The 14,252-nt window shown below is 59.4% G+C and carries 12 protein-coding genes; all 12 read right to left on the bottom strand.

The annotated features are described in order from the left end of the window. Positions 1-7 precede the first annotated feature (7 nt). Positions 8-814, bottom strand: coding sequence for a glycosyltransferase (locus tag ACZ5B4_RS04310; RefSeq protein ID WP_464913202.1), 807 nt, complete (start codon positions 812-814; stop codon positions 8-10). Then, positions 807-2,048, bottom strand: a complete 1,242-nt coding sequence (locus ACZ5B4_RS04305) for a glycosyltransferase (RefSeq protein WP_464913201.1) — start codon at positions 2,046-2,048, stop codon at positions 807-809. The genes ACZ5B4_RS04310 and ACZ5B4_RS04305 overlap by 8 nt, the downstream gene beginning before the upstream one ends. Beyond that, positions 2,045-3,262 (bottom strand): O-antigen ligase family protein, encoded by a 1,218-nt coding sequence (locus ACZ5B4_RS04300; protein WP_464913995.1) that lies wholly within the window; start codon positions 3,260-3,262, stop codon positions 2,045-2,047. Before ACZ5B4_RS04300 ends, ACZ5B4_RS04305 begins: the two co-directional genes overlap by 4 nt. Positions 3,263-3,281: 19 nt before the next feature. After that, entirely contained in the window at positions 3,282-4,526 is a 1,245-nt protein-coding gene (locus tag ACZ5B4_RS04295) for a glycosyltransferase family 4 protein (protein ID WP_464913200.1), read from the bottom strand. A 3-nt stretch (positions 4,527-4,529) separates the two neighbouring features. Continuing rightward, the gene (locus ACZ5B4_RS04290) at positions 4,530-5,747 is read right to left on the bottom strand and encodes a glycosyltransferase family 4 protein (RefSeq protein ID WP_464913199.1); all 1,218 of its coding nucleotides are present in this window, start codon (positions 5,745-5,747) and stop codon (positions 4,530-4,532) included. Then, positions 5,717-6,760: a glycosyltransferase family 2 protein gene (locus ACZ5B4_RS04285; protein WP_464913198.1), complete on the bottom strand. Its 1,044-nt coding sequence runs from the start codon at positions 6,758-6,760 to the stop codon at positions 5,717-5,719. The genes ACZ5B4_RS04290 and ACZ5B4_RS04285 overlap by 31 nt, the downstream gene beginning before the upstream one ends. Further along, entirely contained in the window at positions 6,757-7,947 is a 1,191-nt protein-coding gene (locus tag ACZ5B4_RS04280; protein WP_464913197.1) for a glycosyltransferase family 4 protein, read from the bottom strand. Before ACZ5B4_RS04280 ends, ACZ5B4_RS04285 begins: the two co-directional genes overlap by 4 nt. Before the next feature lie 358 nt (positions 7,948-8,305). Beyond that, positions 8,306-9,112 carry an FkbM family methyltransferase gene (locus ACZ5B4_RS04275; protein WP_464913196.1) on the bottom strand — a complete coding sequence of 269 codons (807 nt, stop codon included), beginning with the start codon at positions 9,110-9,112 and terminating at the stop codon, positions 8,306-8,308. Positions 9,113-9,116: 4 nt separating this feature from the next. Further along, positions 9,117-10,385 carry an ABC transporter ATP-binding protein gene (locus tag ACZ5B4_RS04270; protein ID WP_464913195.1) on the bottom strand — a complete coding sequence of 423 codons (1,269 nt, stop codon included), beginning with the start codon at positions 10,383-10,385 and terminating at the stop codon, positions 9,117-9,119. Between the two features lie 322 nt (positions 10,386-10,707). Next, on the bottom strand, positions 10,708-11,748 hold the full coding sequence (locus ACZ5B4_RS04265) for an ABC transporter permease (RefSeq protein ID WP_464913194.1): 1,041 nt from the start codon (positions 11,746-11,748) through the stop codon (positions 10,708-10,710). Positions 11,749-11,788: 40 nt separating this feature from the next. Next, positions 11,789-12,553 carry an exosortase C-terminal domain/associated protein EpsI gene (locus ACZ5B4_RS04260; RefSeq protein ID WP_464913193.1) on the bottom strand — a complete coding sequence of 255 codons (765 nt, stop codon included), beginning with the start codon at positions 12,551-12,553 and terminating at the stop codon, positions 11,789-11,791. A gap of 115 nt (positions 12,554-12,668) precedes the next feature. Beyond that, positions 12,669-14,252 (bottom strand): MraY family glycosyltransferase, encoded by a 1,584-nt coding sequence (locus ACZ5B4_RS04255; RefSeq protein WP_464913192.1) that lies wholly within the window; start codon positions 14,250-14,252, stop codon positions 12,669-12,671.

The raw sequence follows: 14,252 nt of genomic DNA, 5'->3' as shown, positions 1-14,252 counted from the left end.
AAGCAGTCTAACAATCTGTAGGCGACTCCTCGCGGCCTCGGCTTTGACCAGCAAGGCGGGCTGCCAACACCACGCGGTACTGGATCATTGCGGCAATTGCGCGGTCCAGGGCGTACAGAATCCCCCTACGGCCGGCCAGAATCCCTCCGCGGAGAAAGAGCGAGACGGCAGGAAAGACCAATGCCATCAGAGGCGTTGTTGCCCGAAGCCAGTCCTTGAATGAAACTTGCCCAGCCCGAAAACGCCGCCCCAGATTCTGTGCGTACCGTACCTGACTCATCAGGTAGGCATCGTAAGGTTTTAGGTCATTATGCCAAAGCCGGTTATGCGTTCGCGTCACTTTAACGCTGCCTTGTAAGGCTTCGCCATGCCCCTTTGGCGTGAAGTACTCCCGACCCCCGCGGAATATGAAAGCCTTGGGTGGGTAAAGGGCCCCAAATCGCAAGGGTAACCCCTCAATAAACATGAGGACCGGTGCTGCGATCACTTCCCACTCCGGGCCATTTATTAACGTTTTCAGCTCAATCCAGAGGGGCTCCGATATCTCCATGTCTGCGTCGAGGATCATAACCGGGGTATCTCGGGGTGCGTCGGTTGTGAGCTGATTATAAGCGGTGGCGTGATCAATGTACTTATAATCTTGTATGTGACAGAAGGAAAATCTTTTCGCAATTTCCTTTGTGCGATCCAACGATCCGGAATCTAGGAGCACTACCGGAATGTTGAGCGGTTCCAACGACCGCAGGCACTTACCAATATTCGCTTCCTCGTTCTTTGCTAGGATGTAGGCCAGGATTTTGAGCTGGTCAGTCATTGCTGGATTCCACAGAGATTTCGGCTGGACCGTATAGCGCAGCCTCATACAACTGATCCACCTTTTCCGCCACCACTTGCCAGGTCAAATGCTTTTCCACGTACGCGCGGCCGCGGCAACCAAGCTCTTGGCGGTCCGACAGCAGCACGCGGCGGATACCTTCGGCGACGCCCTCCACGGAATCCTCGACTGTGAATCCGCATCCGGATTCGTCCACATAAACGTGGGTGGCTACGCCGGGGGTAACGACTACGGGCACACCATGAGCCATAGCTTCGACCACCACCACGCCGAAGTTCTCGTCTTGAGAAGGCAGACAGAGGACATGGGCTAATTCAAAAGCCTCGGCCTTTTCCGAGCCCTGCAAAAAGCCGGAAAAAACAGTTGCACCTTCCAGCCCGGCCTGTTGACATTGTCGGCGTAGCCCATCGCCCATGCCTGCATCGGGACCCGCAAATACGAGGGCTAGCTCCGGAAACTGCGTATGGAGCCGCCGGCATGCCTCCACGACCCACTGGGGCCGTTTTTTCTCGTGCAATCGCGACATGAAAAGCACAACTGGCTTACCCCGCAATTGAGGATAGCGGGCCACCAGCCGCTCCGGGTCGCCGGGCTCGACTGTCAGGTGGACGCCGTGCGGTACCACGGCCAGGCGGCATCCTGGCACTAGTCGAGCAATTTGCGCTGCTTCGGCCTGCGAGGTGGCTTGGACCGCTGCCGCACGCTTGAGGTCGCGTCGGTGGAAAAGCCGCAGGAATAGGCGTTTCCAGTGGGTCATCCCTTTCGCCAGGCATGTTTCATCGAAGCTACCCGCCGGCCGAATGACATATGGTACGTGCCACCGACGGGCAAGCTGAGCTGCGCGGATTGTTAGGTGGCTGAATTGGCCATGGATGTGGATGATATCGGGGCGAGTCCCAGGGTCGGCTAACCGTCCATTCAATAGGTGAACCACCTGCGGGCAATAGGAGAATCGGGACCACGGACGGTATCGCCCCCAGGCGCGGCCCAGGAGCAACTCCACGTCTCGAAAGGCCAAGTCGGCCCGCATCCGTGCTACAAACTCTCCCTCCGGCGCCCAAGGCTCAGCCGACTGGGCAGTAGTACCCACCACTGTCACCCGGTGACCGCGAAGGACCTGCTCTCTCACCAAGCCTCGCAAGGCATTGCTCGGTCCACCAGAGCGCGGATCGATGCTATGGATTACGTGGAGGATGTGTACGAAGGATCTCAACGGTTGGGGCCCGCTATTAAACTGAAACGAGGCTGCCGGAATTCAGATTGGTGCCGATGCAAAAACTTCGCCTGAGAGAAAATGTTCTGGAATAAGCCCAAGGCGAAACCGAACAGCATCGTATTGACGGTCGTACCCAGAATCAGTGCCGATTCGGCGATCCCATGAACCACCAAAGCCACGACGATGCCCAAAGCGAAATAGTAAACCGGACGATCGACAGGGGAGATTCTCCCAGACAGCCGCCGGATCAGTCTAGCCATTGCGAACACGCCCAGGAGAAACAAGACTCCTCCTATAATTCCTGTTTCGGCTAGAATCTGTAGGTACAGATTCTGTAAATTGGCCGTGCTGCGTCCGGTAGAAGAGAGCCATCCGTGCCCCACTACAGGACTTTGGAAAAAGAGTTGGAGGCCCGCCTGCCACATTCCAGACCGAGTGTTCTTGTCGGACATGAGACGATCGACGGCAGCGGGGTCGATATTACTAGAAAAGACCAAAAGAATTACTGCGAGACTCGCGGCAATCGCGATAAGACGTCCAGGCCGTTTCATCCAGGGGATAAACTGAATGCTTGCCCCCAAAACCGCCATCGCCAAAGCAGCGCGGCTCGCGGTTGCAATCAACACGACAAGCAAGATACCGGAGCCGACTGATCCCAAGATGCGCCAGCTCCCCCTTTCGTTCATGGCGAGAAAGATCGTAATCATTAGATATCCAGCGGCGGTCATGCCGACCGCGTTGGCGTTCATTCCAAAGGCAGCGAGCCTCCCAATACGCGTCATGGCCTCCGGTGATGCACGATACTGGTAAAGCACAATTAAGGACGCCGCCGCGGCCAACGAGGCCAACAGCCGCAAACCATTTTTTAGTTCTTCACGTGAGCGCCACGAGACTCCTACGCACATGCCCAGCATTAATGCTGAAAGAAATACCGTTTTATATAGGACGCCATGCAGAGGATACTGGGACCACATCGGAGCAAGAGAAAAGAAGACCGCGAACGCCATTATCGCACCAACCATTGATCCCAATTTACCGGCTGCGCCACCGAGCACGGCCACAAGAACACCCGACATGCAGATTGCCACCCGCACGTATTTCAAAGTGGGCGCGGCCTCAAGGTCGGTAGCCAGCGACAACGGGGCGACGATCAAGAAAGCCCCCGCTAAAAAAAACGGTAAAGGAATGGACTTGTGCGTTGCCTGCGGCATCAAGTTATCCGGTTCCTAATTACTTCGCGTGCGAAACCTGTTCGCAAATGTCGCCCCAAGGCGAAAGAACCGTGGCGTAAGTCTGTGCGCTCCGGGCCGCATTTTGGCCCCAGCTCATTCCTTTGGAGTAGCCATCAAAATCCCAAGGTTGTTCGTAATGAACTATCATCGTGCGAATACCGGCGGTAAGCTCGGCAACGTCGTCCGGTGGCACGATAATCCCTATCTCATAGGCTTTAACAGTCTCACGGAATGTTCCACACCCCGAAGCTAAAACGGGGCGTCGATACACTACGGCCACGTTCAGCACGCCGCTTTGAGAAGTGAAGCTACGACCGTACGGGAGAGCAACCCAGTCGGCCAGTGTAAAGAGGTCCGCTACCTCGTCATCAGGAATGAACCGAATATCAAAACGGACAGCGTCCGAAATCCCGTTCTCGGCGACAATACGATGATAATACTCTAAAGGATGGGGGTTAGCTCCCTTAATACGTCCGGCCACCAAAAGGAATAGCCTGTCCTTATACGGTACCATGGCCCGCAGCAACAGGTCCAAATTCTTGTCCGGACGGATGTCCCCAAAGAATAGGGCGACTTGCTTGTCCAGAGGAATGCCGTAGCGGCGGCGGAGTTCTTCTTTGGAGGCCGTGGGGGGGCCATGGTAATAAGGCCCATGAGGGACCACCACCACGCGATCGGCCGGCACGCCGGCAAAGTCCACCAGATCTTGCCGCTGGTATTCGCTGTGAACAAAAATGGCCTCGCAACTTCGGTATAGCCGCTTGAGTTGCTCGACCTCGTAGGAGTGCCAAATGAGACCGTGCGAGCGACGGATGTCGTGGGCGGTAGCCACCAGTTTCAGACCGCTGCGGCGCAGTGCCCGCGACCACAAAGCAAACGTCACGTGCGGAATGGTCGAAAGATGGATGATTTGAGCCCCCGTTCGGCGGGCATGCCGAATCGCCCGAAGCGGGTTGACTACCAGGTTAATTGCAAATCGAAGCCGTCGCCGCCATGGCACGTGGTGGCTGATCTCTCGCAAGCCCGGCCAGAGCGGATATTTCGCGGACTGCCGATAATGGTAGCTCGGGATGCAGGCCAACTCGATCTCGACTCCCGGCCGATTTGCCATTCGGGATAGGAGTTCGTGCACGTACCTCCCTATGCCACCGCCGGGGAAAGCGAAGTAGTGCAAGACCCTTACCCGGTTGGCAGCAGCGGTTGAATTGCAATGACAATCTTTGGATGCGTCAAGAGCTTGCATACTTTACTGCCACTTGGTTCCTGCTTCAGCATGCAACGATTCTCCCCGCGCCGCCCGGTCATACACGGCCAAGAGAGTCTCCACGTGCTTTTCGGGCAAGAAGTCACACCGGATGGTTTTGATGCCTTCCCGTCCCATGGCCACAAGGCGCTCAGGCGAGGCTAATAACTGCCCCACAGCTTGGGCAATCGCGGCGGCATTCTTGGGCGGCACGAGCAATCCGTTTTCGCCATGGCGAAGCCACTGCCGCACTCCACCCACATCGCTCGCAACCACAGGGACGCCGCAGGCCATGGCCTCCAGGCCTACAATCCCCAGCGTCTCGGGGCAGATCGAGGGGAAGACAAAGACGGTAGTCTCGGCAAAAAGGCCTCTCAGTTCTTCGCGCGTAGCCCAGGGGCGAACGTCAAGTCGGCCTTGGCACCCGTGTTGCCGAGCCAGCGCCGCTATGCGACGACCTGTCTCCTCGGTCAAGTCACCGACCATAATCCCCTTGACATCGCGAAGCATGCCCAGGGAACGGATAAACACGTCGTACCCTTTGATGGGGCGGATTCGGCCGAGGAATAAAATCGTCGGAATCCGCGGCAAAGGTTGCGGCTCATGCAACGGTTCCAAGGGGCAAAAATAGGGCAAGGTCTCGACGCGATGGCGGGCAAATCCGGTAGCTACCAGTCGCTCGCGGACGGAATCGCTGGGACACAGGATTTTGGTGTAGCGGTCTTTCCATCGCACAAACCGGCGGACACGGCGGTAGTACGCCAGCGCATACCGGGGCCGGGGCGTCATGCAGTGCTTCCAGGCGGTGATGGCAAAGCAAGCCGGGCCGGCCCGCCTTTGGCAAATCGTACCCGTCCGCCGGTGAAAAAAGCTGCCTGCCGGACAAAGGTAAAGGTAATCGTGGCAGGTGACGACAGTCGGCCCGTATTCCAGACACGCTCTTATCACGCCCAAGTTATACACTCGGTGAATATGCACCACATCGGGTCGGAGGTCCTTTAAAAGACTTACCGTACGAGTCCAGCCGACCGCCTCCTGGCGGCGGCCAATTCCGCCGATTTCTGCCAGCCGATGCGCCCGCGGCACGAGCCCCACGTCGCCGGTGGCAAATGCGTAGTGGTTTTCTACCCCGTGCGATTCCAAAACGGGTAGGAGGTGGAGCAGGTACGTCTCCACACCGCCGGTCCAGTTCAAATGTTCGTTGAGGTGGAGGACTCGCAAGGATTAGCCCTTCGGACAGACTGGCTTGACACGTTATTGCCGCTAGGCCCCCGCTCCGGTCTGCGCCAGCCGATAGTGGCCAAATATTTGTCCCACTCCCGGCGGTCGCGCTCCATGGACACCAATCGTGGTAAAAGGCCCAATAAATCGCCGTGGGCCGCCACGAAGGCCCGCAGCGGCGTTTGCGAGCGGCCCAATGCCGCCCGGAGCCCGTTGCGGGGCATCGTCAAAAAGAGATACCGAAGGAGTCCCAGCGGGCGATTCTTCCACTGCCAGCGGGCCGCGTAAATGACTCGGTTGCGCGTGATCCATCGGGCGCGACGAAGGTAGGCCCGCCGGTCACTTGTCACGGAACCTCCAAAGTGACCTATTCGCCCTTGCGTGCAGATGCCCACTTGGTAACCCGCTGCCTGGATCCGCCGACAAAGATCGTAGTCTTCATAGTAACTACCGTAAAGGGGATCAAATGGCCCCGCCTGAAGGAGTGCGTCCGTTCGGACCACCATGGCCGCCGCTGTGATTTCCGGAACAGCGACGAACCCCGGTAGATCGGCTAGGTTGGCCCCGGGCCCGGCCTCCAGCCGTGCCGCCGACCGCGCTGCCCGGGCACAGGTCAAAAAGGCGGCGTCCCAGGCGGTGCCATCGTAGTTTTCGACCAGCGGGGTCACCGCCCCCACGGCCGGGTCCGTGTCCATCGCCGCGAGGCAGGCATCGAGCCAGCCGGTTCGGCTTACTGTGTCCTGATTGAGGAAGCAGACGGCCTCGCTATCTAGTCCACCATGTAGTAGGGCGAAATTGTTAGCCTCGGCAAAGGGCAAGCGGCCGGGGGAGACTACCAGCTCGATCCGCCCGGCTGGAACCTGCCCAACCTGGCTGGGCAGATCGCTGTTACCGCCGTTATCGACGAGGATCACCCGCCAATAACCGCTAGCGACCTCCGCCAGGCTCCGCAGGCACGGCTCAATCCAGCGATCGCCGTGGTAGGCGATAATGACGATGGTAACCGTGGTCACTCGCGCACCTTTCCCACCATGGCCATCCGCCTCACGATATCCCGAATCTTCTCTCGGTGCGCATCTTGTTGACAATGCTGCTCGACATAGCGGCGGGCGGCGGACGCCAAAGGTGTTCCAAATCCTTTATCCTCCAAGACCTGGGCCAATGCGGAGACAAGCAGCTTTACTTCGCCATACGCCACCAGCAGGCCGGTTACGCCGTCTTCGATCGTTTCGGCCAGGCCGCCCACCGCCGTCGCCACCACGGGGGTGCCCAAAGCCATAGCCTCCACGGCGGTGCGCCCAAATGACTCCGAGCGGCTTGGAATACAGATCACATCGCAGGCCCGGTAGAATGCCGGCATATCGGCCACCGTGCCCAAAAACCGTACGCGGTCGCCCAAACCCAACTGGCCGACGCGTTGCGACAGTCTTTCGCGGTATGCCGGCTCGCCATCGCCTGTCATGGCGAATAGTACCTCGGGCATGGCTTTCCCGACCTGGGCCGCTGCTTCCAGGAAAAACTCGTGGCCTTTGACGGGCCGCAGCGTTCCGGGCACGCCGACCAAGGGTTGTTCCAGCGGTAGGCCGAGCGATCGCCGGGCCTCGGCAGTGGTGCGGCTTTCGGCGAAAAAGGAATCGTCCACGGCATTGGGGATGATAATGGTTTTGTCGCGGCAGCAACCGTCCAGCACGTTCTGTTCCACGGCCCGAGAGATGGCCACAACGTGCGAAGCACAACTACGCAAGTAGCGCCGCACCCGATGCCGCCCGCCGGGCCAGGGGGGATGCATCTCGCCGCCCACGTCGTCAAAAAGCTCCCGGATATGCCAGACGCACGCGATGCGCCGGCGGCGGGCCGCCAAAGCCGGTGCCAAACCGGTCAGGTTATTCACATACACTAACTCGGGCCTAATCTGTTCAAAGAGTTGCTCGAACCGCTTCACTGCCTGGAATTCGCGAAGAAGACGCCGGAAACGCCGATGCCAAGGTCCGCCGGCCAGCCACCGGCCATGCTCCAACTCCCGGACCGTCGCACAGCGGCGGCGATACTCCTCGGCCAGCTCGCCCATGCCGGCAAACACCGTGTGTACCTCGTAGCCGGCCTCGCGGAGGGCATCGACCACCATCAGGCCGCTAATCGGCGACCCCGACGGCTTGGCCGTAAACTGCACGAAAACGGCGGTTGATCGCTTGTGGTTCACGGGGACTATTTGCACCCTACCACCGCGTCCACAGCTTGCCACATCTGCTCAACCTCACGGTGGAGGCGGGTGGCGGCGGAGCGGATTCGCGTCACAAGCTCCGCATGGGTTGATGAGTCCACCAGCGGGCCGAGCTTTTCCGCCAAGCGCGGGCCGTCGTCCACACGAAGTATGCTTTCCGGGCAATCACAACTCTCCACTGCTTCTTGCCCATATGTACCCCCAGACATTTTGTGAGTGCCAAACCCCGCGCGCTGCCACTAGAATGCGAGGCTTCCCTCGATATCATTAAGACCAGAACCTGCAGCACGTCATGATCCCAATCAGCCCAGACCACCTACACGACGTCCAGCCACACTCACCTAGTGAATAAAAAATCCACACCGGAAACCTCGCAGTTAACGCGCCGGTAGATGTGCTGCGGCCCCCTACATGTGAATCCGTGCTCCGCCAGGTACCCTACTAATTTCTCAAACCGCGCCTGGCCAATGTACGGTGTGCAGAACATGTACTCAACCAGAATGCCGGCTGTACGGCGCAGTGTACCTACGGCACCCCGGAGAACCGCTAAATCATTGCCCTGGGTGTCGCTTTTTATGAACAGAACATCGTCGCTTCGAAGAAACCTCTGCAACTCCTGGCAGTCGTCGAGAGTTACAACAGGTACGTTAATTCTCTCCATGCCCTCCGGCGCGTCCCCGGAAAACGTAGTTCTAAGACATTCATAGTTAGAAGGAAGCAAAGAGCTCATTGAGGGCGCCCTGTGCAGAAAAAACTGTGCGCGATCGGCCGCCGCGTCGGAAACAGCTTTGGTGATTACTAGAGCCTCCCGAGAAGCGAGCTGTGTGCTCAGACACCCCACCAGAGACGGGTTTGGCTCAAAGCACACAATACGACATGTCGGAAATACAGCTGCAAACGCACGGCTAAAGACGCCCCGGAAGGCACCAACATCGATAAGAACGGTTGGACGCTGTGGCAGTATCGACCGAGCATAGAGAAGTGTTTCCAAAAGCTCCGTCGGCAGGTCGCGAGGCCACGGTTCCGGCAGAGTACGTTCCAACTCCCGTATTCTTTCTTCGCGTACCAGACGTAAGTGAGCCTGCGAAATTCGGTACAGAAGGCTGCGCCAGACACGGCGAGGCTTGCACGCAAAAATAGTCATTGTCCTAAACCTCCCAGTGGACCTCCGGCAGCCAAAATCCGTCTCTTGGGGGTATCCGTGCCAGAGTTCCATAAAGATTGCTTGGCAGGATATCAATACATCGGCAATATTCTATGCGATCAATCTGCGTGCCACCGGCAGCGGCACCAAGGGTGATATAATATCGGCCAGGCATCAATCGTAGGCTTGGGATACGGCACCAAATGGCCTTGCGGCCGACGAGAGTGAATTTCGATCGGGACTGATAGGCAGAGTGGCAGGTCATAACGCGAATGCCTAGTGAGTTATAAATGTGAATCCCAATGCTGAGTTCGTGGAGCGTGTCGTCACTTTGCAGCGAAATGGCAAATGTTATTTCCGATCCACAGCTTAAGGAACCAGCCTCTCGTCCCGCGTTATCAAGGATTTGGAGGGAAACAAATACGGGCTTTACGAAGATACTTCGTCTCGGGTGGAGGCTTAGGTCGTTTATGTTAAGCGCCATGTCAGTGCGGATGTAAGCTCCAACTATCTCGAGTGTCGGCCCGCTACGGACGAGGTTTCCGCTGGATAATAATAGTGCGCTGGTACACAAATCTTGCACGGCCGCCATGTTGTGGCTGACGAAGAGGACGGTGCGGCCGGAGCGGGAGACCTCATTCATCTTGCCCAGGCAACGCTTCTGAAACTCGGCGTCGCCGACGGCCAGGACCTCGTCAATGATAAGGATTTCGGGGTCCAGGTGGGCGGCCACAGCAAATGCCAGCCTGACCTGCATCCCGCTAGAATAACGTTTGACCGGGGTGTCAATAAACTTCTCGACTCCGGCAAAGGCGACGATGTCGTCAAACTTGCGGCGAATCTCGGCCTTCGACATGCCCAAGATGGCCCCGTTGAGGAACACGTTCTCGCGTCCGGTCAGCTCGGGGTGGAAGCCCGTGCCAACCTCCAGCAGGCTTCCCACCCGACCACGGATTTCCGCATAACCGCCCGTCGGCTCCGTGATGCGGCTGAGGATTTTCAGGAGCGTGCTTTTGCCCGCCCCATTCGGCCCGATGACCCCCAGCACCTCGCCGTGCTTGACCTCGAACGAAACACCTTTCAAGGCCCAGATCTCACGGTCGGTATCGACCTTCTCTTCCGCGGCTTGGGCGTTCTTTTCCCCGCGGATGATCCTTCGCAGCGGCCGAGCGAGGGCGTCTTGCAGCGCTTCCCGAAACGTCCTCAGCCCAATGCGCTCGCCGAGATAGAACTTCTTACTCAGGTTTTCTACGCGGATGGCGACGTCGGACATGGGTTGCTATCGAGGACGGCGTTCTTGGTGCCGGTGCCGCGACCGGAGAAACAAAAGTCTTAGGAAGAATAATGGGTACAATCGCTACGCCGGGGCGCCCTTCGGGCCTCTGGGGTCCGAACCCGGGGTTCGGACCTTGCGGGCGATCTTCGCAATGGCATTTCCCTTAACCTAGCTTGCGGCATCGGCACGGGGAAAGGCCGGTCCACCGCTTTTCGGTTGATCGGCCGCGAGTCGCTTTCGGATGCGCCGCCGGCACCGATGGTACCGTTGGAATCGCGCTCCGGCGGGGTCGTTGCCGTGGGTGGTGAAAGCGCGGCGATCAAATCAAATCGGCAACGAGGCGCTCCATCCGCCGGAAGTAGAACATGCCTCCCAGTAAGATCAGTGCCGTGGCGGCCGTGGAAAGCGCCAGCATGGGCCCGGGACCGTGCGAGGTACCCAGCAAGGCCCAGCGAAAGCCCTCGATCACCCCGGCCATGGGATTCAACGAATACAACGTAAACGCCCAGGCCGGCAGTTTGGCCTGGATGGATTCCACGCTATACACGACGGGGCTGATAAACATTCCCACCTGAACAACGAACGGGATGACGTATTTGAAATCGCGATAAAGGGCGTTGAGCGCTGACAACCACAACCCTACCGCCAGCGAGGCCATCACGGCCAGGAGCATGAAAGCGGGCAGCGTGAAGACCGCCCAGCCGGGGTAGATGCCGTAGTAGGCCATCAGCCCGAACAAGGCGATCAGCGAGACGCCGAAATCAACTAGGGTGGACAATACCGCGGAAGCGGGGAGGATGAGCCGCGGAAAATAGATCTTGGTAATCATGGCGCGATACTGCACCAAGATGTTGCCCGACTGGTTGAGGGATTGCGCGAACAACGTCCAGGGCAACATGGCGCAGAAGGTGGAAACGGGATAAGGGATGCCTTCCGGCGTCGGCTCGTTGCCCTTGCCCATCAAGAGGGTAAACAGCACGCTGAAGATGCCGGTCGTCATGAGCGGTTGCAGGACGGCCCAGGCGGCGCCCAGGATGGTCTGTTTGTAGCGAATGCTGATTTCGCGCCAGGCCAGGGTGAACATCAACTCGCGGTACCGCCACACCTCGCGGAGATCGAGAGACCGCCACCCGCCGGTCGGCACGATGCGGGTGATGGGCACGTCATCGGGCAAGGGGGGAAGCGCGGGAGCCGCGCGGCCGTCGTCCGCAGCAGGTTCCGGTTCGGCTTCGAAGAGCTCGTCCTCGACGGTAACCGCCGTCGGTGCGTGGGAATCGGTCGAGACATCCTCCGCGAGGGGAGAGACGGGCGTCTCTTCGGGCGGCAGCGTTCGGCCTTCCGTAGGGGGCATGTCTTTCATCGGCAACCGTTCGCTCGACGGATGGTTACGGGCGTGCGCTTCACCAATCTCGGGCCATAACCGCCAAGCGGCTCAAAACTTCCTTCGCCAAATCGAGCGTCTGATCCTCGACCATCGTCCCGGCGGCAGGAGCGTGCAACATCACTTTCAGCATCGCAGGCCGGGAAGACTCTCCGCGATATTTCCAAAAGAAGGTGCGAACAACATCGCGATCGGCGGCGAACGAAGCGCCCAATTGATAACAGTATAGCACGGTAGCGCGGGCGGCGCCGTCTTCGCGCTCCAGCGAGAGAACGCGAATGGTGCCCTTCTCGCCGGAATTCAGTGTCAACGGCCGATCGGTGGTACCGCGGACCCGCCAGCCGGTCCCGCCGTAGCACAACTCCGGAGGGTGCGGGAGCTTGAACTCGGGCTGCGTGAAGACGGCGACATGGAGCGCGACGTTGCCGCCGCCGGGAGACAGGTAGAGACGATCGAGCGTGATGGTCGTCCCCAACGTCTGAAAGACGGCAGGGTCCAACTCTTGATCGACGCCCCGCCACGGCCCGATCTCTCGCGGCAAGGCCTCCAGTTTGGACTTTTCGGGAATGCGGACCGTGGAAGGCACGGATCGCGAGGCCGCCCAACGAGCACCGAGGGCGACGCAAGCCATCAGAACGATGGCGAGAACGCCGCGGAACACGAACCCCCGTGTCGAGCCCAATCGCAGAGCGGCGGGCGGGTCGATCTCGCCGGTTGCGTTGGACGCGGACTGCGATTTCTCCGCGACCGCAATTTTCTTTGCCCTATCGTTTTTCCGACTCACGAACGGACCTCACGTCTCGCTTTGGCCTTCATCATTCACCGACAACAGGCTTGCGACCGTTACCCCTAAGCGGCAGGTTACGATTGAAACGCTTGGGCGGGTTTTTCGGCCGACTTCATCTCGGTACCGGCACTCCTCGCCGTGCGGTCGGCACTTTCCGTTGCGGCAAGTGCAAACGGACGGAGGTATTGCCTGCCGATTCTTGCCGGACTCCGTCGCACGCGGCCGCGGCCGCCCCCTTGCTCGCCGGTGTATTCAAGTCGGATAAATGCCGTTCTAGGTGGCTGACCTGCTCGCAGGCGATTTGCATGAGATCCTGGATGGGTTTGCCGTTCCGCCAAATACGGAACCGGGTTTGGCCGATGGGCCGCTCCTCCGAGATCAGCGGGACGGTCAATTCGACGAGCGGCAGCTCGACGTTTTCGCAGGGGCATTCCCACATGGCATGGAATCGCTCGCCGCAGCGGACGTGATGGAACTCGACTACGATGGAACGGATCGCCGCCGGCTCCGCCATGCCGCACATTTGCCGAAAGATCGCGTCCCAGGGCCGGGCGCCCTCTTGAAGGAAAATCACGATCTCGTCCGCGGCTGCGGCGGCGGGCGCCGGCCGCAAGACCTTTTTGACAAGCCGCTTAGTCTTCCGCCAGAGCAACCCCAACTCGCTCCGTCCGAACCACCCCCCGGCGATCAGCCCGATCAGCACGGCGGTGATGGTAACCAGGGCGATGACGTCGTTGCCGGTGGCGACGCTTCCCAGGGCCGCCAGGCACGTGATGATCGAAAGCCCGGCCACGCAAAGGAGCACATACACGTTGTTGCCGAATCGCTGCATCAAGCGGTGGTGGAGGTGGCTGCGATCGGGGGAATAGATACTGCGCCCGGTCAATTTCCGGCGGAGGATGGCCAGGCTTGTATCGAACAGGGGTAGCGTCCACAAGGCGAGCGGAGCCGATATCAGGAGCGTCGCCGGTCCTTTCAGCGAGGCTCGCAAGACCATGGCCCCCAGCATCAGGCCGATCAGCATGCTTCCGGCGTCGCCCAGGAATATCCTGGCGGGCGGGAAATTGTAGGGTAAAAAGCCGAGCAAGGCCGCGGTGAAAACCAGGGCCACGAACGCTACGCCGAGGTGCCCGGTGAGACAAGCCAGAACGGCGACCGCGGCACTACAAATGATGCCGATCGTGGCGGCCATGCCGTCCAGGCCGTCAAGCAGATTGATGGCGTTGATCGTGCCGACGAACCAAAGCACGGTGATGGGGAAAGCGGCGTAACCGAGGTCCCACGTTTCTCCAAAAACGCTGATGCGAGACACTTGAAAACCGCCGAAAAACATGAGGCCGGCCACGGCGATTTGCCCCACCAGCTTCCATCGACCGCGCATGGCGAAACGATCGTCATAAAGTCCCAACGCGGTGATGCCCGTGCTCCCGGCGAAAACGACGAGCAGGTCGAACCAATCTTTTCGGACGTGGAAGCCCCAGGGATTGGTAATAAGAAACGTTCCGCCAAGCACTAAGCCGCAGGCCAACCAAATCGCCAGCCCACCCCCCACGGGCGTAGCGTGCTCGTGGAGTTTGCGGGTACGGTCGGGCCGATCCACCAAGCCCCAGCGATGGCCCCAACGGACCATGCCGGCCGTGAAGATGCAACTCAACAGGCAGGCGAGCGCAGCGCTAGCCGCGGAGAACTCAACCAT

The organism is Thermogutta hypogea, assembly GCF_055386265.1.
This window is presented reverse-complemented; position numbering and strand designations above follow the sequence as displayed.

What these genes read in the sequence shown, in the direction of transcription:
- ACZ5B4_RS04310 (WP_464913202.1), bottom strand. Translation starts at nt 814, where the DNA reads ATGACTGACCAGCTCAAAATCCTGGCCTACATCCTAGCAAAGAACGAG.
- ACZ5B4_RS04275 (WP_464913196.1), bottom strand. Translation starts at nt 9,112, where the DNA reads ATGACTATTTTTGCGTGCAAGCCTCGCCGTGTCTGGCGCAGCCTTCTG.
- ACZ5B4_RS04295 (WP_464913200.1), bottom strand. Translation starts at nt 4,526, where the DNA reads ATGCAAGCTCTTGACGCATCCAAAGATTGTCATTGCAATTCAACCGCT.
- ACZ5B4_RS04270 (WP_464913195.1), bottom strand. Translation starts at nt 10,385, where the DNA reads ATGTCCGACGTCGCCATCCGCGTAGAAAACCTGAGTAAGAAGTTCTAT.
- ACZ5B4_RS04300 (WP_464913995.1), bottom strand. Translation starts at nt 3,262, where the DNA reads ATGCCGCAGGCAACGCACAAGTCCATTCCTTTACCGTTTTTTTTAGCG.
- ACZ5B4_RS04265 (WP_464913194.1), bottom strand. Translation starts at nt 11,748, where the DNA reads ATGAAAGACATGCCCCCTACGGAAGGCCGAACGCTGCCGCCCGAAGAG.
- ACZ5B4_RS04255 (WP_464913192.1), bottom strand. Translation starts at nt 14,252, where the DNA reads ATGGTTGAGTTCTCCGCGGCTAGCGCTGCGCTCGCCTGCCTGTTGAGT.